The following is a 21449-nucleotide window of genomic DNA, read 5'->3' on the forward strand; positions in this document are numbered from 1 at the left end:
CGGAAATATCGCTTTGCTGGTCCTTTACCATGGATGGGTTACACGAACTCCTATGAAAGGTGTGAGCGTCCGCCCATGGGCGAGCCTCCCAGTCCCCGTTTCGTCCCCCCGCGCGGCCCCCACGAGCGCGCATCTGTCCCGGCCCTGGCCGATCATGGGACGGAGGTGACGTTCCGATGACCGAAGTACTGCTGCTCGCCGTCGCAGTCCTGCTCTCACTGGCCTGCGGCGCGTTCGTCGCGGCGGAGTTCTCGCTCACGACCGTCGAGCGCGCGGATCTCGAAGAGGCCGTGGAGCGCGGTGAGCACGGCGCGGCCGGCGCTCTGCGGGCCGTCAAGAACCTCACCTTCCAGCTCTCCGGCGCCCAGCTCGGCATCACCGTCACCAACCTGGTCGTCGGCATGCTCGCCGAGCCGTCCATCTCCAAGCTCCTGTCGGAGCCGCTGCAGTCCCTCGGCCTGTCCGAGGGGGCCTCCAGCTCGGTCGCCCTGGTGCTCGGCACCGCCCTGTCGACGGTGTTCCTGATGGTCGTCGGCGAGCTGGTACCGAAGAACTGGGCGATCTCGGCCCCGCTGGCCGTGGCGAAGAAGGTGGCGACGCCGCAGCGCTTGTTCAGCGCGGCGTTCCGCCCGTTCATCACGCACCTCAACAACACCGCGAACCGGCTCGTGCGCCGCTTCGGCATCGAGCCGACCGAGGAGCTGGCCTCCGCGCGCGGCCCGCAGGAGCTGATGGCGCTCGCCCGGCACTCGGCGAAGGAGGGCGCCCTGGAGGCGGACACCGCCGAGCTGTTCGTACGCACCCTGAACCTCGCCGACCTGACCGCGGAGAACGTGATGACGCCGCGCGTCCAGGTCATGGCCCTCGACCTGCAGGCCACCTGCGAGGACGTGGCGAATGCGACGCGGGCCACCGGCCTGTCCCGCTTCCCCGTCTACCGCGGCAGTCTCGACTCGGTCGTCGGCGTCGTGCACATCAAGGACGTCCTCGCCGTGCCCGACGAGCAGCGGTCCCGCAAGGGCGTCGCCGACCTGCTGCGCGAGCCGCTGCTCGTGCCGGAGACGCTGACCGTGGACCGGCTGCTCGACCGGCTCTCCGGCAAGCGGACGATGGCCGTGGTCATCGACGAGTACGGTGGCACGGCCGGTGTCGCCACCCTGGAGGACATCGTCGAGGAGGTCGTCGGCGAGGTCCGCGACGAGCACGACCCGCACGAGACCTCCGACATCGCGGCCGCCGGCACCGACCCGGAGGGCCGGGCGCTGTACTCCGCCGACGGCGCCGCCCGCACCGACCAGCTCGCCCGGGTCGGGCTGCGCGCGCCGGACGGGCCGTACGAGACGCTCGCCGGCCTCGTCGCGACGGAGCTGGGCCGGATCCCGGACATCGGCGACAGCGTCGAGGTCACCGGGTGGCGGCTCGACGTCGTCGACGCGCACGGGCACCGCGCGGCCCGCGTACTGCTGCACGCGCCGCCGACCCCGGACCCCGAGGACCGCGGGACGGCGGACGAGACGAAGCCCGGCCGGGTGACCGCCAGGTCCAGGGCGGCGAACAGGTCCGCCAAGGTCAACAGGTCCGCCAAAGCCAACAGGTCCGACAGCTCCGACAGCTCCGACAGCTCCGACAAGGCGTCTCAGGAGAAGGGGGCGGCCCGATGACCGCGATCCAATTGCTCATCGGCCTGGCGACACTCTTCGTCAACGCCTTCTTCGTGGGCGGCGAATTCGCGCTGATCTCGGTGCGCCGCAGCCAGATCGAGCCGTACGCGGAGGAGGGCGACCGGCGCGCGCGCAGCGTCATGTGGGGCCTTCAGCACGTGTCGGCGCTGCTCGCCGCGGCGCAGCTCGGCATCACGCTGTGCACGCTGGTGCTCGGCATCGTGGCCGAGCCGGCCATCGCGCATCTGCTGGAGCCCACGTTCGACGCGGTCGGCGTGCCGCACGGCCTGATCCATCCGATCTCGTTCGTGATCGCGCTGGCCGTGGCGACGTATCTGCACATGCTGCTCGGCGAGATGGTGCCGAAGAACATCGCGCTCGCCGAGCCGGTCCGCTCGGCGCTGCTGCTCGGCCCGCCCCTGGTCACCATCGCGCGCGCCCTGCGCCCGGTGATCTTCGCGATCAACGCCTTCGCGAACGGGCTGCTCAAGCTGCTCCGCGTGGAGGCGAAGGACGAGGTCACGGCGACATTCTCGGACGACGAGCTGGCCCGCATGGTCAAGGACTCCTCCGAGGCGGGCCTGATCGACGACCGCGCGCAGGAGCGTCTGCACGACGCGCTGGAACTGGGCCGCAGGCCCATCAAGGACGTCGTCCTGCCGATCGAAAGGGTCGTCTACGCGCGCGTGGGCGTCACGCCCGAGGGGCTGGAGCGGCTCTCCGCCGAGTCCGGTTTCTCGCGCTTCCCCGTGGTGGACGAGGGCCGGCGGATCGTCGGCTACCTCCACGTGAAGGACGCCCTGGACGCGATGCCGCGGGACCTGCCGTTCCGGGTGCCGGACATGCGGTCCATCGCGCGCGTGCGGGAGACGACGCCGCTGGACGACGTGCTGACCGCGATGCGCAGCAGCCGTACGCACGTCGCGGCGGTGCTCGGCGCGGACGGCCGGCTCGCCGGTCTGGTGACCATGGAGGACGTGCTGCGGGAGCTGTTCGGCCAGCCGGTGTGAGCCCGCGGGCCGTCAGGTGCGGGTGGCGGGCGGGTCGGGAGTGGCGGGCGTAGCGGGGGCCTGCGCAGGCGTTTCGAGCACGCCCGGCCCGTGCGCCCCGATGCCCGCGGTGCCGACCGCCGTGAGGACGGCAAGCAGTGCGGCGAGGCCCGCGGTGCCGAGTGCCGCGGCCCAGTCGACGTCCAGCAGATTCGTCGCGCCGGCGACCAGCACGGCCGCGAGGGCCTGCGCGAACGTCCGGATCGCGCGCTCGGCGGTGGCCTTCCAGAATCCGATGCTCCACATGACGTACTCCCCCGTTCGCGGTGCCGTTGGTGGCGCCCGCTCCTGGCATACCGCCGCCGGGCGCCGCTGCCCAGCCCCGCGGCGCCCACCACTTCGTTGCCTCGGGATACGATCTACGAAGCCATGCACACGAACACGAACCCCCAACACACCAGCCTCGTCGCGGTCGGCGACTCCTTCACCGAAGGCATGTCGGACCTGCTGCCGGACGGTTCCTACCGGGGATGGGCCGACCTCCTCGCCGCCCGGATGGCCGCGCACACCCCGGACTTCCGCTACGCGAACCTCGCCGTACGCGGCAAGCTCATCGGCCAGATCGTCGACGAGCAGATCGACGTCGCCGCGGCCATGAAGGCCAATGTGGTGACCCTGGTCGGCGGCCTCAATGACACCCTGCGCCCCAAGTGCGACATGGTCCGCGTCCGCGATCTGCTGACACGGGCCGTGGAGACGCTGGCCCCGTCCTGCGAGCAGCTCGTCCTGATGCGCAGCCCCGGCCGCAACGGCCCGGTGATGGAGCGCTTCCGGCCGCGCATGGAGGAGCTGTTCACCTGCATCGACGAGCTGGCGGCGAAGCACGACGCCCTCGTCGTCGACCTGTACGGCGCGCCGGTCCTCGGCGACCAGCGCCTGTGGGACGTGGACCGGCTGCACCTCACCGCGGAGGGCCACCGCCGGGTCGCCGAGGCGGTCTGGCAGGGCCTCGGTTACGAAGCGGAGTCCGACTGGCGCGCCGCGCTGCCGTTCGCGCTCCCGCCGAACTGGATGTCGCGCCGGGTGGCCGACGCCCGCTTCGCGAAGCAGCACCTGGCGCCGTGGATCGGACGCCGCCTGACAGGAAGGTCGTCGGGCGACGGCCGGGCGGCGAAGCGGACGGAGCTGGCCCCGTACGTGGACGGGTCGCGGGACCACTCCGCATAAACGCCCCGCAGGGGCTCACCGCGACACAGCGCAGCAGCTCAGTCCACGGACAGCACGAGCTTGCCCCGCGTGTGCCCCTCGGCGTTGAGCCGCCAGGCCTGTGCCGCCTCGGCGAGCGGCAGCACCTGCGTGACGGGCACGGTCAGCTTCCCCGCGTCGGCGAGGTCGGCGAGCGCCGTGAGATCGGCCGGGTCCGGGCGGACCCACACGTAGTGGCCGCCCTTCTCGGCGGCCTCCGCCTCGACGATGGACGCGAACCGGTCGGGCCGGTCGAGCAGCCGCAGCGAGGTCTCCACGGCTTCCGCGCCACCGACGAAGTCGAGCGCAGCACCGACGCCCTCGGGCGCCAGCTCCGCGACGCGGTCGGCGAGTCCGGGGCCGTAGGTCACGGGTCGCGCCCCCAACTCCCTTACGAAGTCGTGGTTGTGGGCGCTCGCCGTGCCGATCACGCGGGCCCCGAGCGCCACCGCGATCTGGACGGCGAACGAGCCGACGCCGCCCGCGGCCGCGTGCACCAGGACGGTGTCCCCCGCGCCGACACCCACGCGCTTGATGGCCTGGTAGGCCGTGAGCCCGGCGAGCGGCACGCCCGCGGCCTGCTCCCAGGAGAGCGCGGCGGGCTTGCGGGCCAGCATGCGCACGTGCGCGGAGACGTATTCGGCGTAGGCGCCGAGCTGGGCGGCGTCCTTACGGATGTAGCCGAAGACCTCGTCGCCGGGCGCGTACTCCTCGACGTCGAAGCCGACGCGCTCGACCACTCCGGCCACGTCCCAGCCGGGGACGAGGGGGAAGTGTGTCTCCATGATCGGGTCGAGGCCGCCCGCGGCGAGCTTCCAGTCGACCGGGTTGACCCCGGCGGCCCGGACCCGGATCAGCACCTCCCCAGGTGCGACCTTCGGGTCGGGGAGGTCGGTGAGCCGCAGCACGTCGGGGTCGCCGTATCCGTTCAGAGTGATCGCCTTCATCCGGCCAATGGTTGCACACGGCGGTAAATGCAAGCCCGCGATACGTGCGTTTGCAATTAACCCGCGCCTGCAATTACCGTCGGGCTGCGTAAGCACCCGTAGGGCCCGTACCACCTGAGAGGCCACCCAATCCATGGCACCGTCCACCATCCCCACCGTCACCCTCAACAACGGCGTCGAGATCCCTCAGCTGGGCTTCGGCGTCTTCCAGGTGCCGGACGACGAGACCACCGCGGCCGTGACCGCCGCGCTCGAGGCCGGTTACCGCAGCATCGACACCGCGGCGATCTACGGGAACGAGACCGGCGTCGGCCGCGCGCTCGCCACCTCCGGCATCGCCCGCGAGGACCTGTTCATCACGACCAAACTGTGGAACGCCGACCAGGGCTACGACGCCACTCTGGCGGCCTTCGAGGCCAGCCTGGCCAAGCTCGGCCTCGACCACGTCGACCTGTACCTCATCCACTGGCCGACCCCGGAACGCGACCTCTACCGCGAGACCTGGAAGGCCATCGAGAAGCTGGTCGCCGACGGCCGGATCCGCGCCGCGGGCGTCTCCAACTTCCAGCCCGCGCACATCGAGCGGCTCCTGGAGGACACGCGGCTCGTCCCCGCCGTGAACCAGGTCGAGTTGCACCCGGGCCTCCAGCAGAGCGAGCTGCGCGCCGTGCACGCCGACCTCGGCATCGCCACCGAGGCGTGGAGCCCGCTCGCGCAGGGCGCGGTCCTCGGCGACGAGGCGATCACCACCATCGCCGCCCGCCACGGCAAGTCGCCCGCCCAGGTCGTGCTGCGCTGGCACCTCCAGCTCGGCAACGTCGTGATCCCCAAGTCCGTGACGCCGGCACGCATCCGCGAGAACCTCGACGTCTTCGACTTCACGCTCACGGACGACGAGCTGGCCTCCATCGCCACCCTCGACCGCGACCTGCGCACGGGTCCGCACCCGGACGAGCTCAACTAGCCGTCGGCGAGCTCGCGCTTGAGGATCTTGCCGGTCGCCCCCTTCGGCAGGGCGGCCACGATCCGCACGCGGCGCGGGTACTTGTAGGCGGCGACCCGTTCCCGGACGAACTCGCGGATGGCCTCGGGCTCGGCGCGCTCGCCGACGCGCAGGCTCACGACGGCGACGACCTCCTCGCCGTGGGTCTCGTGCGGGACGCCGAGCACGGCGGCCTCCGCGACGGCGGGATGCTCGTGGAGCACTTCCTCGATCTCCCGCGGGTAGACGTTGTAGCCGGAGCGGATGATGAGGTCCTTCTTCCGGTCGACGACGTAGTAGTAGCCGTCGTCGTCGACGCGGGCGAGGTCCCCGGTCCGCAGCCAGCCGTCCGTGAAGGCCTCACGGGTCGCCGCCGCGCGGTTCCAGTAGCCCTTCATGACGTTGTCGCCGCGGATCACTATCTCGCCCACCTCGCCCACCTCGACGGGCTGCCCGGCGTCGTCGAGGAGGCGGAGCGCGACGCCGTCGACGGGCAGCCCGATCGAGCCGGGTCGGCGGGGTCCGTCCGGCGGATTGAACGTGGCGACCGGGGATGTCTCGGACAGCCCGTAGCCCTCCAGGATCGGCACCCCGTACGTGCGCTCGAAGGCGTGCAGCGTCTGGACCGGCAGGGAGGCGCCGCCCGAGACGGCGAGCCGCAGCCGTCCGGGCCGTATCCCCATCCCCACGCCTCCATGGAGCAGGGCGGCGTACATCGTCGGCACCCCGAGGAAGAGCGTGACTCCGTCGCGTGCCATGGTCTCCAGCGCCGCCCCGGCGTCGAACCGGGGCAGCAGGGTGAGCGTCGCGCCCGCGCTCACGGCGGCGTTGAGCGCGCAGGTCTGGCCGAACGCGTGGAACAGCGGGAGCCCGCCGAAGACCACGTCGTCCCGGTCGATCCGGAGGATGCCGCGCGCGACGGTGCGCGCGTTGGCGGCGAGATTGCGATGGGTGAGCTCGGCCCCTTTGGGCGCTCCTGTCGTCCCCGAGGTGTAGAGGATCACGGCGGTGTCGTGGTCGGCGCGCTCGACGATCGACCTCAACGGCTCGGCTTCACGCAGCAGTTGGGCGAACTCCTCCGTCCCCGCGGTCAGACAGGGCCTACCCGTCGGCGCGGCAGCGGCAGTGACCTCGCCCGCACACGAGGCCGCCGTCACCACGAAACGAGGCTCGCAGTCCCCCAGCACGTGGGCGAATTCCCGGGACTTCAGCAGCGGGTTCAGCGGGACCACCACGGCGCCCGCGGCGAGGATGCCGTAGTAGGCGACAGGGAAGTCGACGACATTGGGCACGGCCATGGCCACCCGGTCACCGGTCCGCACGCCCCGCTCCCCCAACAGCGAGGCGAACCGGGCACAGGCATCGCCGAGCCGCTCATACGTGAGACGGTCCCCGCCCTGTCGCACGGCCGGCCGGTCGCCGTGCTCCCGGGCGGCTGTGACGAGGAGGGTGGCAAGGTTGGTCATGCGGCTCCTTCGAGGGCTGATCTTCGGCCGGTGCCTTGTCAACGCGCTGTCCGGCCGGTTTCCTGGCGTTCGGTAACTCCGTGACCGGGTGGCCTCGGGGACCGTCGCGGCGCTGCCACGCTAGGTCGCGGTCCGGTCCCCCGCTTGCCCCCTCGTGACGTACGACTTATCCAACGGGGACAGGCAAGGAGCGTGCCCATGAAGCCCCGCGTCCGCAGCGCCGCGCTCAGCGGCTACGTCCCGCTCGCCCGCTCGCTCGGCATCGCCCCGGATCCGCTGCTGCGCGAGGTGGGCCTGCGCCCCGCCGAACTCTCCGTACAGGACCGGTGGATCCCCGGGCCCGCCGTGACCCGGCTGCTCGAACGGTCGGCCGCCGTGGCGGGCCGCGAGGACTTCGGGCTGCTGCTCGCCGGACGGCGGCGGTTCGCGAACCTGGGGCCGATCAGCCTGGTGGCGCGCGAGGAGCCGACCCTGCGCAGCGCGCTCGATCTGCTGATCCGCCACGAGGACGCGTACAACGAGATGCTGCACGGCCGGCTCGACGAGTCGGAGGGGCGGTCGGTGCTGAAGGTGTGGCTCGAATCCGGTGAGCCGGCGCCCACACGTCAGGCGACGGAGCTGGCCGTGGGCGTCTTCCACCACGTCGTACGGGAGATACTGGGCGACCGCTGCCGCCCTGCCGCCATCTGTTTCACCCACCCGGCGCCCACCGAACCCGGCACACACCACCGCCTGTTCGGCCCCGCCGTGGAGTTCGGCCGCGCGTTCAACGGCCTGGTGCTGCACGCGCGTGACCTCGACGCCCCCAATCCGCACTCGGATCCGCTCCTGCACGCCTACGCCCGCCAGTACTTCGACTCGGTCACCGAGCCGCGCGGGGCCGCCCTGGTCGATCAGGTGCGGGAGTTGATCGAGGCGCTGCTGCCGACGGGGCGCTGCTCCATCGAGGCGGTCGCGCACAGTCTCGGCGTGGACCGCAGGACGGTGCACCGTCATCTGGCATCGGCGGAGCACACGTTCTCCTCGCTGCTCAACGCCACCCGCGCCCGCCTCGCCGAGCAGTTGGTGGCGAATCCGCGCCATCCGCTGACCGAGGTCTCACTCCTCCTCGGCTTCTCCGCACCCAGCGGCTTCTCACGGTGGTTCCGCGACCAGTTCGGCTGTACGCCGCGGGCTTGGCGGGCCCAACGTACGGGGAGTTCGGAGACAGCGGAGAGATCGGGGACAGCGGGGAGATCAACCCCTGTCCCCAAGTGACAAGTTGGCTGTCCCTTTCGGTTAAGCGGGCCGCGTAACCCCTCCTTAACGTGGCGGTGGTAGGCGAGAAACCGCACCGAAGGGGAGCAAACCCATGCATTTCCACGACGATTCCCTCTACCCCGAGAACCAGCAGAAGCTGGTCATCCAGGCCGCGCCGTACGGCCCCGAGTGGCTGCCCGGCGACGCCGACGACCTGCCGATGACCATGGACGAGCATGTCCGGGCCGCCGTGGACTGCTACAACGCGGGCGCCACAGTGCTGCACATCCACGTACGCGAACCGGACGGGCACGGCTCGAAGCGCCTGTCGATGTTCAACGAGCTGATGGGCCGGCTGCGGGAGGCCGTGCCGGACATGGTGCTGCAGATCGGCGGCTCGATCTCCTTCGCGCCCGAGGACGAGGGCGGTGACGCGCAGTGGCTCAGCTACGACACCCGCCACATGCTCGCGGAGGTCTCGCCGGCACCCGACCAGGTCACCATCGCCATCAACACCAACCAGATGAACATCGTCGAGATCTTCGACGACGCCGACATCGAGGGCACGTCCATCGCCAAGCCGGGCTACTACAAGGCGTATCGGGACATGGTCGTCGAGGCGGGTCCCGAGTTCTACCTGGAGCACCTGAAGCGGTTGCGGGCGAACGGCATCCAGCCGCACTTCCAACTCGCCAACCTGTCCCAGCTGGAGACGGTCGAGCGCCTCGTCCGCAAGGGCGAGTACCACGGCCCGCTCGTCCTCAACTACGTGGCGATCGGCGGCGGGTTCGCGGGCCGGCACCCCGCCGACCTGGTCGAGTTCATCCGACGGGTTCCTGACGGCGCGGTGCTCACCATCGAGGCCTCGATGCGCGCGGTGGCTCCCATGAACGCGGTCGGGATCGCGCTCGGCGCACACGTCCGGGTCGGCAACGAGGACAACCTGTGGAGCCGCAAGGGCGAGCGGATGTCGTCGGTGCAGCAGGTCGAGCAGATGGTACGGATCGCCGACGCCGTCGGCCGCGAGGTGGCCTCCGGGCCCGAGGCGCGGGAGATCTACCGGCTCGGCGAGTGGTACGACACCACCGAAGAGACCCTCGCGCAGCTCGGCATGGTACCCAACCGCCGCCCCGGGCAACGCGGTTCGATGCTGCGTCCCGTCGCGACCGAGGGCAAGAACTGATGGCGTACGCGGTCCGTTTCCACGAGACGGGCGGCCCCGATGTGCTGCGCTGGGAACAGGTCGCCGTGGACGCCCCGGGCCCCGGCGAGGTGCGCATCCGGCATCAGGCGGTCGGCCTGAACTTCGCCGACACCTATTTCCGCACCGGCCTGTACCCGGCGCCCCTGCCAGCGGGGCTCGGCGTCGAGGGCTCAGGCGTGATCCTGGCCGTGGGACCGGGCGTGACGGAGTTCGCCGAGGGCGACCGGGTCACGTACACGGGAAGCCCGCTCGGCGCGTACAGCACCGAGCGCGTGATGCCCACAGGGTCCCTGATCAAGCTCCCGGACGCGATCGGCTTCGACACGGCCGCGGCCATGACGATGCGCGGCCTGACCTCCGCGTACCTGCTGCGCCGCATCCATCCGTTGAAGGCGGGCGACACGATCCTGCTGCACGCGGCGGCCGGTGGCGTCGGGCTGATCCTCACCCAGTGGGCGAAGCTGCTCGGCATCAGGGTCATCGGCACGGTCTCCACGGAGGAGAAGGCGGCCGTCGCCCGCGAGCACGGCTGCGACCACACCATCCTGTACCGGCGCGAGAACGTCCCGGAGCGGGTCCGTGAACTCACCGACGGGGAGGGCGTTCCGCTCGTCCTCGACAGCATCGGCAAGGACACGGTCGAGGCGTCGATGGCCTCGCTGCGCCGCCGCGGACTGCTGGTGTGCTTCGGCACGGCATCGGGTGTGCCACCGCTGGACGCCATGCAACTGGCCGTCCACGGCTCACTGTTCGTGACGCGGCCCGCGCTGGCCGACTACATCGCCGATCCGGCCGAACGGGCCGCCCTCGCCGGGGAGTTGTTCGGCCATGTGGCGGCCGGCCGGATCACGGTCCGGATCCCGCAGCGGTTCGCGCTGCCGGACGCGGTGGACGCGCACCGCGCCCTGGAGTCGGGCCGCACGACGGGCTCGTCCGTCTTCGTCCTCTGAACATCTCCGCGCTTCTCCGGGAGTACCCATGCCTGTCCGTACCGCCCTCACCGTCGAACCCCTGACCTGCACACTCGGCGCCGAGCTGCACGGGGTCCAGCTCAGCGACGCCGCCCGCGAGGAGGAGCTGTTCGCCGAGATCCGTCAACTCCTCCTCCAATACAAGGTGTTGTTCCTGCGCGACCAGAACATGTCGCGGGCCGAACACGTCACCTTCGCCTCCCGCTTCGGCCCGCTGGAGGACCATCCGGTGGCGGGCAGCGACCCCGAGCACCCCGGCCTCGTCCGCATCTACAAGGACCTCGACAGCAAGCCCGAGCACTACGAGAACGCCCTGCACTGCGACGCGACATGGCGCGAGTCCCCGCCGATGGGCGCGGTGCTGCGCTGCATCGAGGGCCCGCCGGTCGGCGGCGACACCATGTGGATCGACATGGCCGAGGCGTACCGGCGCCTGCCCGACCGGGTCAAGCAGCGCATCGAAGGGCTGCGCGCCCGGCACAGCATCGAGGCGACGTTCGGCGCGGCTCTGCCGACGGCGGAGCGGCACGCGCTCAAGGAGCGCTTCCCCGACGCGGAACACCCCGTGGTGCGCAGGCACCCCGAGACCGGCGAGAAGATCCTCTTCGTCAATGCGTTCACCACGCACTTCGTGAACTACCACCGTCCCGAGAACGTGCGCTTCGGCCAGGACTACGCGCCCGGCGCCGCCGACCTCCTGCGCTATCTGATCAGCCAGGCGGCCGTCCCCGAGTACCAGGTGCGCTGGCGCTGGAGCCCGGACTCCGTCGCGATCTGGGACAACCGCTCCACCCAGCACTACGCCGTCCAGGACTACTGGCCCGCCGTGCGCCGCATGGAGCGCGCCGGCATCACCGGCGACCGACCGTTCTGATGGCGGGGCCCGTCCTGACATCGGAGGCCGTGGACGCCCCTCCGATCGTGTCGCGGCGCTACGCGTGGCTGGTGTTCGCGCTGAGTTTCGCCCTGCTGCTGTCCGACTACATGTCCCGGCAGGTGCTCAACGCCGTCTTCCCGATACTCAAGGCCCAATGGCTGCTCTCCGATGGCCAGTTGGGCTCCCTGAGCGGTGTCGTCGCGCTCATGGTCGGCGTGCTGACCTTCCCGCTGTCCCTGCTCGCGGACCGCTGGGGGCGGGTGCGCATCCTGGTCGCGGCCGCCACGGTGTGGAGCCTGGCGACCCTGGGCTGCGCCGTCGCGGCGGGCTACGGCGAGATGTTCCTGGCCCGCTTCTTGGTCGGCATCGGGGAAGCGGCCTACGGCAGCGTCGGCATCGCGGTCGTTCTCAGCGTCTTCCCTGTGGCCTTGCGGGCGACACTGGCCGGTGCGTTCATGGCCGGGGGTTCGTTCGGGTCCGTCCTCGGTGTCTCGGTCGGCGGCATCGTGGCGCAGGCGCACGGCTGGCGCTGGGCGTTCGGCGTGATGGGCCTGTACGGGCTCGTGCTCGCGGTCGTCTACGGCCTCGTCGTCAAGGAACGACGGATCGGCGGCGCCGGGCGGCGCTCCGAGGGCACCCAACACCCATCGGTCCGCCCGCAGTTGCCCCACCTGTTCAACTCGGCCTCCGTCATCTGCGCCTACGTCGGCAGCGGACTGCAGATGTTCCTGGCGATGGCGCTGCTGACGTGGATGCCCAGCTATCTGGACCGGGCGTACGGGCTGCCGACGAGCAAGGCGGGCCTGGCGGCAGGGGTGTTCGCCCTCATCGGCGGGATCGGGATGATCGCCTGTGGCGCCGTCGCCGACCGGCTCAGCCGTGCGGCGCCGATCCGCAACTGGAGCGTGGCGATCGTCTGCAGCCTCGGCTCGCTGACCCTCCTGACCACCGGCTTCCTGCTGCCTACCGGACCGGCGCAGCTCGCTCTCGTCGGCCTCGGCACGCTGCTCGCGGGCGGCACGTCGGGCCCCGCGGCGGCGATGGTGGCGAGCCTGACGCCCGCTGCCATCGCGGCGACGGCGCTCGCCACGCTCACCCTCGCCAACAGCCTCATCGGCCTGGCGCCCGGCCCCGCCCTGACCGGGATGCTCGCCGACCAGCTGGGCCTGGCCGGGGCGCTGCGCGTGATCCCGCTGGTCGCACTCCTGGGTGCCACGGCCTTCGCCATCGGCAGAAGCACGTACGAGAAGGACCTGTGCCGACCGACCCCCTTGGAGCCCTCGCCATGATTGACAGGAACACCATGAACAACCCGGAACCGCCCACCGTGGTGATCGTCCCCGGCCTGCGGGACCACGTCCCGGACCACTGGCAGACCCACCTCGCCCACGAACTCCCCCACTCCCGCACCGTTCCACCCCTGGAGCGCGATCGCCTCAGCCGAGCCGGACAAGTGGAGTCACTGCAACGAGAGTTGAGTGACACACCCGGGCCAGTTCTCCTGGTGGCGCACAGCGCGGGCGTACTGACCACCGTCCACTGGGCGCGGCAGCACAGCGCACGCGTCGTCGGAGCGCTGCTCGCCGCCCCACCCGACTTCGACGCCGAACTGCCCGACGGCTACCCCTCCCGCAGGGAGTTGCGCGAGCACGGCTGGTCACCGGTCCCGCGCGAGCGGCTCCCCTTTCCCAGTGTCGTCGCCGCGAGCAGGAACGACCCCTTGGCGCCCTTCGACCGGGCGAGTGCCCTGGCCGCCTACTGGGGCAGCCGCCTCGTGGACCTCGGGCCGGTGGGCCACCTCAACCCCGCGTCCGGCTACGGCCGCTGGCCCCGCGCCATGGAACTGCTGAGTGAACTCGGCGCGACGCACCGGGCCTTCACGTAGGGCCGGTCAGTGCGCGGGCACGGCCTGCACGTCCCGCTCCTCCGTCGTCGCGCCGACCTCCGACAGCTCCCGGTCCCGCAGGTCCGGCGCGAACGCGATGGCGACCATCGCGATCACCGTCGTCACGATGGCGAACGCGATGACCATCCACAGACCGCCGTCGGCCCACAGCACCATCGCGCCGGCCAGCGCCGGGGTGAAGCTCGCCAGGAGGATCGACGCCATCTGGTAGCCGATGGAGATGCCCGAGTAGCGGACCGCCGTGGGGAACATCTCGCAGTACAGGGCGGGCAGCGGCGCGTACACCATGGCGTGGCCGAGGGCGAGGAACAGCACCACGCCCGCGACGATCGCCCACAGCTGCCCGGTGTGCACCAGCGCGAAGACCGGCCAGGTCGTGACCACGATCAGGGCGCCGCCGATGAGGAAGGTCCGGACGCGTCCGATGCGGTCGGAGACGGCTCCGAACACCGGGATCATCACGATGTTCACCGCGGCGCCGATCATCGAGGCCGTGAGGCCGTAGCTCTTCGGCGCGCCGAGGGTGCTGGTGACGTAGGACAGGATGAACGTCGTGAACAGGTAGTAGTTTCCGGCCTCGGCGAAGCGGCCGAAGATCGTGATCAGCAGGGCCTTGCGGTGGTCGCGGAAGACGACCGCCGCGGGCGCCTTGCGGCGCTCCAGTTCGGCGTCCATCTTGCGCTTCTCTTCGAGGAACGCCGGGCTCTCGGTGGCCCGCAGGCGGATGAAGAAGCCGACCGCGGCGAGGATCACGCTGAGCAGGAACGGCAGCCGCCAGCCCCACTCGTCGAAGGCGTCACCGGAGAGCCACGAGGCCAGCGACACCGCGGCCGTGCCAAGCAGCAACCCCGCCGAGACCCCGATCTGCGGCCACGCACCGAAGTAGCCGCGCCGCTTCTTCGGCGCGTTCTCGACGGCGACGATGGCCGCCCCGCCCCACTCGCCACCGACGGCGAACCCCTGCGCGAGCCGCAGCACGCACAGCAACAGCGGTGCCGCGACGCCGATCTGGTCGTAGGTCGGCACGAGCCCGATCGCCGCCGTGGCCACCGTCATGATCGAGAACGTGAGGATCAGCGTGGACTTGCGGCCGATCCGGTCCCCGAGGTGTCCGGCGACGAACGCGCCGATCGGCCGGGCCAGGAACCCCACGCCGAACGAGGCGAGCGAGACGATCTGGCCGATGCCGGGCGACAGGTTCGGGAAGAACAGGTGCCCGAACACCAGCGCCGCGGCGGTGCCGTAGATCGTGTACTCGTACCACTCGACGATCGCGCCGATGGTGCCGGACTGCAGTGACCGGCGCCGGAGTTGCTCCGGTGTCGGGGTGGCGGCGGTGGCCATGGGATCTCCGTTGATCAGGGTGAGCGGGGCGGGCCGGTGCGGTCAGGAGCGGGCGGACTCGTAGTGGTCGGTCCACGGCAGCGTGGCGCCGGCGTACTTGGCGGCGCGGACGTCACCGGAGCGGGCGTGCCCCTCGAACAGCTCGACGCGGGCCGCGCGGCCGCACAGCTCCCCGAGTTCGGCGGAGGACTTCTCCTCGCGCACCTCCTGGTACGTGACGGTGCGCAGGTACATGCCGACCCACAGGCCGCCGGTGTAGCGGGCGGCGCCGCGGGTGGGCAGCACGTGGTTGGTGCCGATCACCTTGTCGCCGTAGGAGACGCAGGTGCCCTCGCCGAGGAACAGGGCGCCGTAGGCGTGCATCTTGTCCAGGGCCTCGCGGGGGTTCCCGGTGAGGATCTGCACGTGCTCGTAGGCGAAGTCGTCGGCGCCGCGGTAGGCCTCGTCGAGGTCGTCGACCAGGATGATCTGGCCGTGGTCGCGCCAGGCCGGGCCCGCGATGTCGCCGGTCTGCATGCCGGGCAGGATCTCTTCGATGTGCCGCTGGACCTCGTCGGCGACCCGCCGGCTGGTGGTGATCAGGGCGGCGGGCGAGTCCGGTCCGTGCTCGGCCTGCGAGAGCAGGTCGACGGCGGCGACGAACGGGTCGGCCGCCTCGTCCGCGACGACCAGGATCTCGGTCGGCCCGGCGAACAGGTCGATGCCGACCTCGCCGAACAGCTGGCGTTTGGCCTCGGCGACGTAGGCGTTGCCGGGACCCGCGAGCATGTCGACCGGCTTGATGGTCTCCGTGCCGACGGCCATCGCGGCGACCGCCTGGACGCCACCGAGAACGTAGATCTCGTCCGCGCCCGCGAAGTGCATGGCGGCGATGGTCGCGGCGGGGATCTCGCCGCGGATCGGCGGGGTGCAGGCCACCACGCGCGGCACACCCGCGGCCTTGGCGGTCACGATCGTCATGTGCGCGGAGGCGGTCAGCGGGTAGCGGCCGCCGGGGATGTAGGCGCCGACGGACTGGACCGGCACGTGCCGGTGGCCGAGGAAGACGCCCGGCGCGGTCTCGATCTCGATCTCGGACATCGAGTCGCGCTGCGCCTCTGCGAACCGGCGGACGTTGGCCTGGACCGTCTTGATGTCCTCGATGACCTGCGGGTCGAGGGTGCCGATGATCTCGGCAAGGCGCTCGCCCTCCAGCCGGAAGGACTCCGGCTCCCAGCGGTCGAAGCGCGCCGACAGGGCGCGGACGGCTTCGTCGCCACGGCTGCGTACGTCGGCGATCAGCTCGCGGACAGCCTGCCCGACGGTGTCGTCACCGGACGGCGCGGTGGACGGGGTGGTGGCGGCCTTGATGGTGCGGGACACACCCAGCTCCTCACTGTGATGGATACGTATCCATTGGATACGTATCCATAGAATGGAAGACGGAGGCCGGAACGGTCAAGAGGGGTTTGCGAGGAGATTTACGCGGGTCCTGTGGTGGAGCGGCCGACGAACTCCACGGGCAGCACCTCGTGCCGGTGCGGCAGCTCGGGGTCCTCGAGCCGGCCGAGCAGCAGCTCGACGCCGACCTGCGCGATCCGCTCCAGCGGCTGGCGCACGGTCGTCAGGTCGATCCGCTCCCACGCGGAGAGCGGCACGTCGTCGCAGCCCACGATGCTCAACTCGCCCGGTACGTGCACGCCTTCGGCCGCGGCGGCGTTCAGCGCGGCGTATGCCATGACGTCGTTGTGGCAGTAGAGCGCCGTCGGCCGCTCGGGCGCGGCGAGCAACGCGCGCACCGCCGCGTAGGCGGTGGCGTAGTCGTAATCGCCGTCGATCTCGGTGAGGGTGGCCGCGCCGGCGGCCCGCACCCGGTCGCGGAAGCCGCGGCCGCGCTGCTGGGCCGTGCTCGACCGGGCCAGGCCGCACACCATCGCGATCCGGCGGTGCCCGAGGCCCAGCAGATGCTCGGCGGCGAGCTCGCCCGCGGTCGGGTTGTCGGCCTCGACCTGGTCGGCGGGAAAGTCCTCCAGGGTGCGGTGGACCAGCACGACGGGGATGCCGTGGCCCGCCATCCGGTGCGCCAACGGCTCGTCCTGCAACGCCGAGGTGAACACGACCCCGTCGACGCCCTCGCGGCGCAACTGCGCGAGCCCCTCCTCCGCGGTCATCACGTCCGTGACCAGCGTGAGGCGCATGCCCTGCTCGTGCAGGACGCGCTCCATCGCCTTGACCATGACCGGGTAGAACGGGTTCGTCAGATCGCGGATGACCACTCCGATCAGGTCGGAGCGGGAGCCCACGAGGCTGCGCGCGGCCTGGCTGGGCTGGAAGTCGTACTTGGCGACCACGTCGAGCACACGGCGGCGCGTCTCGGGCGCGACGCTCCCGCCGTTCAGGACGCGGGAGACGGTCGACTGCGCCACTCCGGCCTCGCGGGCGATCTGCACGCTGGTGACGGTCGGCCGCCGCGCCATATGTCCTTACCTCCGGGTCGGGTCGAGGCAAGGATACGGATCGCCGGGCGCCGGAGGCATTCCGCCTCCGGCACGCATCCGGGGTCGGCGGGTCGGTCAGGCCTGAACGGTCTTCAGGAGTGCCGCGAGCCCGTCGGCGTAGATGCCGTGGAAGAGCTCCTCGGCCTCGGTGTCGCTCACGCCGACCGGGGTGAACGAGCCCGACCACTCGACGCGGGAGGCGTCGGGGCTGCCGGGGACGGCGTGCACCGTGATGGTCGAGAGGTAGCCGGTGACCGGGAACGGGGCCTGTTCGATGGCGTAGCCGTAGTGGCGCTCGGCCTCGTTGAACTCGACGAGGCGCTCGACGATGACGCCGCCGTCCGCGTTCGTCAGATGGCGCACGCGGCCGCCCTCACCGAGCTCGCTCTTCGGGATGTACGGGAGCCAGTCCGGCAGCGAGCCGAAGCCGCCGATGAGCTGCCAGACGCGGTCGGGGCTCCGCGGGATGTCGAGGGATGCGGTGGTGGAAGCCATGGTGGGCCCCTCCTTTACGTACAACTGGGACGTGCAACTGGTGTGAGTTCAGGCGTTGTTGGGGAGCGGCGCGGCCGGGCTGACGAGGCCCTCGGCGCGCAGGTCGGTCCAGAACGCGGCCGGGATCTCCTCGGCGAGGGCGGCGGTGTCCTCGGCGATGCGGCTCGGGCGGGTGGCGCCGGGGATCACTGCGGCGGAGGCCGGGTGGGCCAGGGAGAACTGCAGGGCGGCGGACTTGATGCCGATGCCGTGCTTCTCGGTGAGCACCTTCAGTCGGGCGACGCGGTCGATGATCTCCTGCGGCGCCTCCTGGTACTCGAAGTGGGTGCCGCCCGCGAGGATGCCGGAGCTGTAGGGGCCGCCCGCGACCAGGTCGACGCCCTGTTCCTGAGCCATGGGCAGCAGACGCGTGAGGGCGTGGTCGTGGTCGAGGAGCGTGTAGCGGCCGGCGAGCAGGAAGCCGTCGGGCCGCGGCTCGTCGAGGGCGAGGGTCAGCTCGATGGGCTCGGTCTTGTTGACGCCGAGGCCCCAGGCCTTGATGACGCCCTCGTCCCGCAGCCGGGACAGGACACGGAAGGCTCCGGTGCGGGCCTCCTCGAACTTCTGGATCCACTGGTCGCCGTGGAAGTCCTGGGCGATGTCGTGGACCCAGACGATGTCGAGACGGTCGGTGCCGAGGCGCTTGAGGCTGCCCTCGATGGAGCGCTCGGTGGCGTCGGCGGTCCACTCGTGGAGGATCTTGTTCGGGTTGCCGTGCTCGAACAGGCCGCCCTTCTCCCCGAAGTCGGGGACGTCGCTCTCGTGCTCGTCGAGGATGACGCGGCCGACCTTGGTAGACAGGACGTAGGAGTCGCGCGGCTTGCTGGACAGGACCTCGCCCAGGCGCTCCTCGGCCAGTCCCGCGCCGTAGAAGGGGGCGGTGTCGAAGTAGCGGATTCCGTGGTCCCAGGCCGCCTCGACGGTGGCACGTGCCTCGCCGTCGGGGATCGCGCGGAACATGTTGCCGAGGGGTGCGGTGCCGAAACCGAGCCGGCCGGGGAGGAGGGACTTGAGGCCCATGGAGATCGTTCCTTGCCTTGGTGCTGTATGCCTGGTGCCGTACGCATGGTGCGCAGCGCGGCTTGAGGAGTTTTCCGCTGGTTTCTCCTGCTCCGCGGCTCTTGCTCCTCCGAGGCTAGGATCGACGGGTAAGACTGTCCAAGACTTGCTTGGACATACTTGAGTCCCCCGAGGTCCAACATGCTTGACCTGCGACAACTTCGCTATTTCGTGGCCGTGGCCGAGGAGGAGCACGTCGGCCGGGCCGCCGAGCGGCTGCACATCTCGCAGTCGCCGCTGAGCCGGCAGATCGCGCAGCTGGAGAAGAACCTGGGCCTGACCCTGTTCGAGCGCAGCCAGCAGCGCATCCGGCTCACCTCCGACGGCCGCGTCTTCCTCACCGAAGCGACGGCGCTGCTGCGGCACGCCGCCCGCCTGGAGAACCTCGGCCGCCGCCTGGGCCGCGGCGAGGAGGGCGGCCTGTGCGTCGGCTACGTCGGCGACGCCATGCACACCGGCCTGCTGCCCAAGGCGCTGCGCTCGCTCAACGAGGAGCGCCCCGGTATCCACGTCGCTCTCTACGACATGACCGCGCACGAGCAGTTCGAGGGTCTGCGCCAGCGCAGCCTCGACCTCGCCCTGGTCCGGGAGGCCCCGCCCGAGGACGATCCGGACCTGCGCGGCACGCTCCTCCTGGAGGACCCGCTGCTCCTGGCCGTCCCCAGCACCCACCCGCTGGCGGGCGCGGACGAGGTGCGGCCCGAGGACCTCGACGGCCTGCCGTGGATCGCCGTGGAGGATGCGCAGGACCACGTCTGGCGTGACGACTTCGTCGCGGCCTGCGCCGCCGCCGGGTTCACCCCGGACATCCGCTTCGAGGCCCCCGAACCACTCACGGCGGTGGGCCTGGTGGCGTCGGGGCTCGGTGCGGCGTTCGTCCAGCGGAGCATGCTGCCCGAACGCCGCACCGAGGGCGTCACCGTGCGCGAACTCCACTGGCTTGCCCGGTCCGTTCGCCTGTGGGCCGTCTGGCACCAGGTCGACCTGCGCCCTGTCGTGTCGTCGTTCCGTGCGACGGTGCTGGCCACCGGGGGGTGACCTGTACGTTCCTACATTCGGACGACGGTTCGGAGCCTGTAGGGACGCCCGGTAAACTCCGTACACGTGACTGCGCCTGCCAAGCCCCGTATCCCGAATGTTCTCGCCGGCCGCTATGCCTCCGTCGAGCTCGCCACTCTCTGGTCCCCCGAGGAGAAGGTGAAGCTGGAGCGACAGCTCTGGCTCGCCGTGCTGAAGGCTCAGAAGGACCTCGGGATCGACGTCCCGGACGCCGCGATCGCCGACTACGAGCGCGTGCTCGACCAGGTCGACCTGGCCTCCATCGCCGAGCGCGAGAAGGTCACGCGGCACGACGTGAAGGCCCGGATCGAGGAGTTCAACGCGCTCGCCGGGCACGAGCAGGTCCACAAGGGCATGACGTCCCGCGACCTGACGGAGAACGTCGAGCAGCTCCAGGTCCGGCTGTCGCTGGAGCTGGTCCGCGACCGTGCCGTCGCCGTCCTCGCCCGCCTCGGCAAGCTCTCCGGCGAGTACGGCGAGCTGGTCATGGCCGGCCGCTCGCACAACGTCGCGGCGCAGGCCACCACCCTCGGCAAGCGCTTCGCGACCGCCACCGACGAGCTGCTCGTCGCGTACGGCCGGGTCGAGGAGCTGCTGAACCGCTACCCGCTGCGCGGCATCAAGGGACCGGTCGGCACGGCGCAGGACATGCTCGACCTGCTCGGCGGCGACGCCGACAAGCTGGCCGACCTGGAGCAGCGGATCGCCCAGCACCTGGGCTTCTCGCAGGCCTTCACCTCCGTCGGCCAGGTCTACCCGCGCTCGCTCGACTACGAGGTCGTGACCGCGCTGGTGCAGCTGGCCGCCGCGCCTTCGTCCACGGCGAAGACGATCCGGCTGATGGCCGGGCACGAGCTGGTCACCGAGGGCTTCAAGCCGGGCCAGGTCGGCTCCTCCGCGATGCCGCACAAGATGAACACCCGCTCCTGCGAGCGCGTCAACGGCCTCATGGTCATCCTGCGCGGCTACGCGTCGATGACCGGCGAGCTGGCCGGCGACCAGTGGAACGAGGGCGATGTCTCGTGCTCGGTGGTGCGTCGCGTGGCGCTGCCGGACGCGTTCTTCGCGCTCGACGGTCTCCTTGAGACGTTCCTGACGGTGCTCGACGAGTTCGGCGCCTTCCCGGCCGTCGTCGCCCGTGAGCTGGACCGCTACCTGCCGTTCCTCGCCACCACGAAGGTGCTCATGGCCTCGGTGCGCGCGGGCGTCGGCCGCGAGGAGGCCCACGAGGCCATCAAGGAGAACGCGGTGGCCTCCGCCCTCGCGATGCGCGAGCAGGGCGCCGAGCGCAACGAGCTGCTCGACAAGCTGGCCGCCGACTCCCGGATCCCGCTGGACCGCGCGCAGCTCGACGGGCTGATGGCGGACAAGCTGTCGTTCACGGGCGCCGCAGCCGGCCAGGTCGCGCAGATCGTGGCCCGCGTCGAGGAGATCGCGAAGCAGCACCCGGAGGCCGCCGGGTACACGCCGGGAGCGATCCTCTGACCCG

General features: G+C 71.0%; 20 protein-coding genes. 12 read left to right on the top strand and 8 right to left on the bottom strand.

The window, feature by feature from the left end:
- Nucleotides 1–176: 176 nt before the first annotated feature.
- Nucleotides 177–1661 (top strand): hemolysin family protein, encoded by a 1485-nt coding sequence (locus ABT004_RS03425; protein WP_351331137.1) that lies wholly within the window; start codon nucleotides 177–179, stop codon nucleotides 1659–1661.
- Nucleotides 1658–2671 (top strand): hemolysin family protein, encoded by a 1014-nt coding sequence (locus ABT004_RS03430; protein ID WP_351331138.1) that lies wholly within the window; start codon nucleotides 1658–1660, stop codon nucleotides 2669–2671. The genes ABT004_RS03425 and ABT004_RS03430 overlap by 4 nt, the downstream gene beginning before the upstream one ends.
- Before the next feature lie 12 nt (nucleotides 2672–2683).
- Here ABT004_RS03430 and ABT004_RS03435 read toward each other — a convergent pair whose 3' ends face one another.
- Nucleotides 2684–2956 (bottom strand): holin, encoded by a 273-nt coding sequence (locus tag ABT004_RS03435; RefSeq protein WP_351331139.1) that lies wholly within the window; start codon nucleotides 2954–2956, stop codon nucleotides 2684–2686.
- A gap of 123 nt (nucleotides 2957–3079) precedes the next feature.
- Between ABT004_RS03435 and ABT004_RS03440 the strand changes: the two genes are divergently transcribed.
- A complete protein-coding gene (locus ABT004_RS03440; protein WP_351331140.1) occupies nucleotides 3080–3877 on the top strand; it encodes an SGNH/GDSL hydrolase family protein in 798 nt (265 codons plus the stop codon).
- A 38-nt stretch (nucleotides 3878–3915) separates the two neighbouring features.
- Here the strand turns inward: ABT004_RS03440 and ABT004_RS03445 are convergent, their stop codons facing one another.
- Nucleotides 3916–4842 carry an NADP-dependent oxidoreductase gene (locus ABT004_RS03445; protein WP_351331141.1) on the bottom strand — a complete coding sequence of 309 codons (927 nt, stop codon included), beginning with the start codon at nucleotides 4840–4842 and terminating at the stop codon, nucleotides 3916–3918.
- Nucleotides 4843–4975: 133 nt separating this feature from the next.
- Between ABT004_RS03445 and ABT004_RS03450 the strand changes: the two genes are divergently transcribed.
- Nucleotides 4976–5806, top strand: coding sequence for an aldo/keto reductase (locus tag ABT004_RS03450; protein ID WP_351331142.1), 831 nt, complete (start codon nucleotides 4976–4978; stop codon nucleotides 5804–5806).
- On the opposite strand, the gene ABT004_RS03455 is transcribed toward ABT004_RS03450, so the two are convergent.
- Nucleotides 5803–7290 carry a long-chain-fatty-acid--CoA ligase gene (locus ABT004_RS03455; RefSeq protein ID WP_351331143.1) on the bottom strand — a complete coding sequence of 496 codons (1488 nt, stop codon included), beginning with the start codon at nucleotides 7288–7290 and terminating at the stop codon, nucleotides 5803–5805. The genes ABT004_RS03450 and ABT004_RS03455 overlap by 4 nt on opposite strands.
- A gap of 198 nt (nucleotides 7291–7488) precedes the next feature.
- On the opposite strand from ABT004_RS03455, the gene ABT004_RS03460 reads away from it, so the two are divergent.
- The 6 genes from ABT004_RS03460 to ABT004_RS03485 all read left to right on the top strand — a co-directional run bounded on the left by ABT004_RS03460 (nucleotide 7489) and on the right by ABT004_RS03485 (nucleotide 13466).
- Nucleotides 7489–8547: an AraC family transcriptional regulator gene (locus ABT004_RS03460; RefSeq protein ID WP_351331144.1), complete on the top strand. Its 1059-nt coding sequence runs from the start codon at nucleotides 7489–7491 to the stop codon at nucleotides 8545–8547.
- A gap of 94 nt (nucleotides 8548–8641) precedes the next feature.
- Nucleotides 8642–9712 carry a beta-keto acid cleavage family enzyme gene (locus tag ABT004_RS03465; RefSeq protein ID WP_351331145.1) on the top strand — a complete coding sequence of 357 codons (1071 nt, stop codon included), beginning with the start codon at nucleotides 8642–8644 and terminating at the stop codon, nucleotides 9710–9712.
- Complete coding sequence (locus ABT004_RS03470; protein ID WP_351331146.1) at nucleotides 9712–10683, top strand: quinone oxidoreductase family protein; 972 nt, start codon at nucleotides 9712–9714, stop codon at nucleotides 10681–10683. Before ABT004_RS03465 ends, ABT004_RS03470 begins: the two co-directional genes overlap by 1 nt.
- A 28-nt stretch (nucleotides 10684–10711) precedes the next feature.
- Nucleotides 10712–11578, top strand: a complete 867-nt coding sequence (locus tag ABT004_RS03475) for a TauD/TfdA dioxygenase family protein (RefSeq protein WP_351331147.1) — start codon at nucleotides 10712–10714, stop codon at nucleotides 11576–11578.
- On the top strand, nucleotides 11578–12870 hold the full coding sequence (locus ABT004_RS03480) for an MFS transporter (protein WP_351331148.1): 1293 nt from the start codon (nucleotides 11578–11580) through the stop codon (nucleotides 12868–12870). The genes ABT004_RS03475 and ABT004_RS03480 overlap by 1 nt, the downstream gene beginning before the upstream one ends.
- Nucleotides 12867–13466, top strand: a complete 600-nt coding sequence (locus ABT004_RS03485) for an RBBP9/YdeN family alpha/beta hydrolase (RefSeq protein WP_351331149.1) — start codon at nucleotides 12867–12869, stop codon at nucleotides 13464–13466. Before ABT004_RS03480 ends, ABT004_RS03485 begins: the two co-directional genes overlap by 4 nt.
- A gap of 6 nt (nucleotides 13467–13472) precedes the next feature.
- Here ABT004_RS03485 and ABT004_RS03490 read toward each other — a convergent pair whose 3' ends face one another.
- The 5 genes from ABT004_RS03490 to ABT004_RS03510 form a co-directional block, all read right to left on the bottom strand.
- Nucleotides 13473–14831: an MFS transporter gene (locus tag ABT004_RS03490; RefSeq protein ID WP_351331150.1), complete on the bottom strand. Its 1359-nt coding sequence runs from the start codon at nucleotides 14829–14831 to the stop codon at nucleotides 13473–13475.
- A gap of 42 nt (nucleotides 14832–14873) precedes the next feature.
- A complete protein-coding gene (hisD, locus tag ABT004_RS03495) occupies nucleotides 14874–16193 on the bottom strand; it encodes a histidinol dehydrogenase (RefSeq protein ID WP_351331151.1) in 1320 nt (439 codons plus the stop codon).
- Nucleotides 16194–16291: 98 nt separating this feature from the next.
- Complete coding sequence (locus ABT004_RS03500; protein WP_351331152.1) at nucleotides 16292–17287, bottom strand: LacI family DNA-binding transcriptional regulator; 996 nt, start codon at nucleotides 17285–17287, stop codon at nucleotides 16292–16294.
- A 96-nt stretch (nucleotides 17288–17383) separates the two neighbouring features.
- Nucleotides 17384–17803 (bottom strand): SRPBCC family protein, encoded by a 420-nt coding sequence (locus ABT004_RS03505; RefSeq protein ID WP_351331153.1) that lies wholly within the window; start codon nucleotides 17801–17803, stop codon nucleotides 17384–17386.
- A 48-nt stretch (nucleotides 17804–17851) separates the two neighbouring features.
- Nucleotides 17852–18862 carry an aldo/keto reductase gene (locus ABT004_RS03510; protein WP_351331154.1) on the bottom strand — a complete coding sequence of 337 codons (1011 nt, stop codon included), beginning with the start codon at nucleotides 18860–18862 and terminating at the stop codon, nucleotides 17852–17854.
- A gap of 180 nt (nucleotides 18863–19042) precedes the next feature.
- On the opposite strand from ABT004_RS03510, the gene ABT004_RS03515 reads away from it, so the two are divergent.
- Together ABT004_RS03515 and purB are read left to right on the top strand one after the other, a co-directional pair.
- Nucleotides 19043–19939: a LysR substrate-binding domain-containing protein gene (locus ABT004_RS03515; protein WP_351331155.1), complete on the top strand. Its 897-nt coding sequence runs from the start codon at nucleotides 19043–19045 to the stop codon at nucleotides 19937–19939.
- A gap of 66 nt (nucleotides 19940–20005) precedes the next feature.
- The gene (purB, locus tag ABT004_RS03520) at nucleotides 20006–21445 is read left to right on the top strand and encodes an adenylosuccinate lyase (RefSeq protein WP_351331156.1); all 1440 of its coding nucleotides are present in this window, start codon (nucleotides 20006–20008) and stop codon (nucleotides 21443–21445) included.
- Nucleotides 21446–21449 lie beyond the last annotated feature (4 nt).

This window comes from Streptomyces sp. NPDC002790, from assembly GCF_040295505.1.
In the GTDB taxonomy this organism is placed as follows: domain Bacteria; phylum Actinomycetota; class Actinomycetes; order Streptomycetales; family Streptomycetaceae; genus Streptomyces.

What these genes read in the sequence shown, in the direction of transcription:
- ABT004_RS03425 (WP_351331137.1), top strand. Translation starts at nt 177, where the DNA reads ATGACCGAAGTACTGCTGCTCGCCGTCGCAGTCCTGCTCTCACTGGCC.
- ABT004_RS03430 (WP_351331138.1), top strand. Translation starts at nt 1,658, where the DNA reads ATGACCGCGATCCAATTGCTCATCGGCCTGGCGACACTCTTCGTCAAC.
- ABT004_RS03435 (WP_351331139.1), bottom strand. Translation starts at nt 2,956, where the DNA reads ATGTGGAGCATCGGATTCTGGAAGGCCACCGCCGAGCGCGCGATCCGG.
- ABT004_RS03440 (WP_351331140.1), top strand. Translation starts at nt 3,080, where the DNA reads ATGCACACGAACACGAACCCCCAACACACCAGCCTCGTCGCGGTCGGC.
- ABT004_RS03445 (WP_351331141.1), bottom strand. Translation starts at nt 4,842, where the DNA reads ATGAAGGCGATCACTCTGAACGGATACGGCGACCCCGACGTGCTGCGG.
- ABT004_RS03450 (WP_351331142.1), top strand. Translation starts at nt 4,976, where the DNA reads ATGGCACCGTCCACCATCCCCACCGTCACCCTCAACAACGGCGTCGAG.
- ABT004_RS03455 (WP_351331143.1), bottom strand. Translation starts at nt 7,290, where the DNA reads ATGACCAACCTTGCCACCCTCCTCGTCACAGCCGCCCGGGAGCACGGC.
- ABT004_RS03460 (WP_351331144.1), top strand. Translation starts at nt 7,489, where the DNA reads ATGAAGCCCCGCGTCCGCAGCGCCGCGCTCAGCGGCTACGTCCCGCTC.
- ABT004_RS03465 (WP_351331145.1), top strand. Translation starts at nt 8,642, where the DNA reads ATGCATTTCCACGACGATTCCCTCTACCCCGAGAACCAGCAGAAGCTG.
- ABT004_RS03470 (WP_351331146.1), top strand. Translation starts at nt 9,712, where the DNA reads ATGGCGTACGCGGTCCGTTTCCACGAGACGGGCGGCCCCGATGTGCTG.
- ABT004_RS03475 (WP_351331147.1), top strand. Translation starts at nt 10,712, where the DNA reads ATGCCTGTCCGTACCGCCCTCACCGTCGAACCCCTGACCTGCACACTC.
- ABT004_RS03480 (WP_351331148.1), top strand. Translation starts at nt 11,578, where the DNA reads ATGGCGGGGCCCGTCCTGACATCGGAGGCCGTGGACGCCCCTCCGATC.
- ABT004_RS03485 (WP_351331149.1), top strand. Translation starts at nt 12,867, where the DNA reads ATGATTGACAGGAACACCATGAACAACCCGGAACCGCCCACCGTGGTG.
- ABT004_RS03490 (WP_351331150.1), bottom strand. Translation starts at nt 14,831, where the DNA reads ATGGCCACCGCCGCCACCCCGACACCGGAGCAACTCCGGCGCCGGTCA.
- ABT004_RS03500 (WP_351331152.1), bottom strand. Translation starts at nt 17,287, where the DNA reads ATGGCGCGGCGGCCGACCGTCACCAGCGTGCAGATCGCCCGCGAGGCC.
- ABT004_RS03505 (WP_351331153.1), bottom strand. Translation starts at nt 17,803, where the DNA reads ATGGCTTCCACCACCGCATCCCTCGACATCCCGCGGAGCCCCGACCGC.
- ABT004_RS03510 (WP_351331154.1), bottom strand. Translation starts at nt 18,862, where the DNA reads ATGGGCCTCAAGTCCCTCCTCCCCGGCCGGCTCGGTTTCGGCACCGCA.
- ABT004_RS03515 (WP_351331155.1), top strand. Translation starts at nt 19,043, where the DNA reads ATGCTTGACCTGCGACAACTTCGCTATTTCGTGGCCGTGGCCGAGGAG.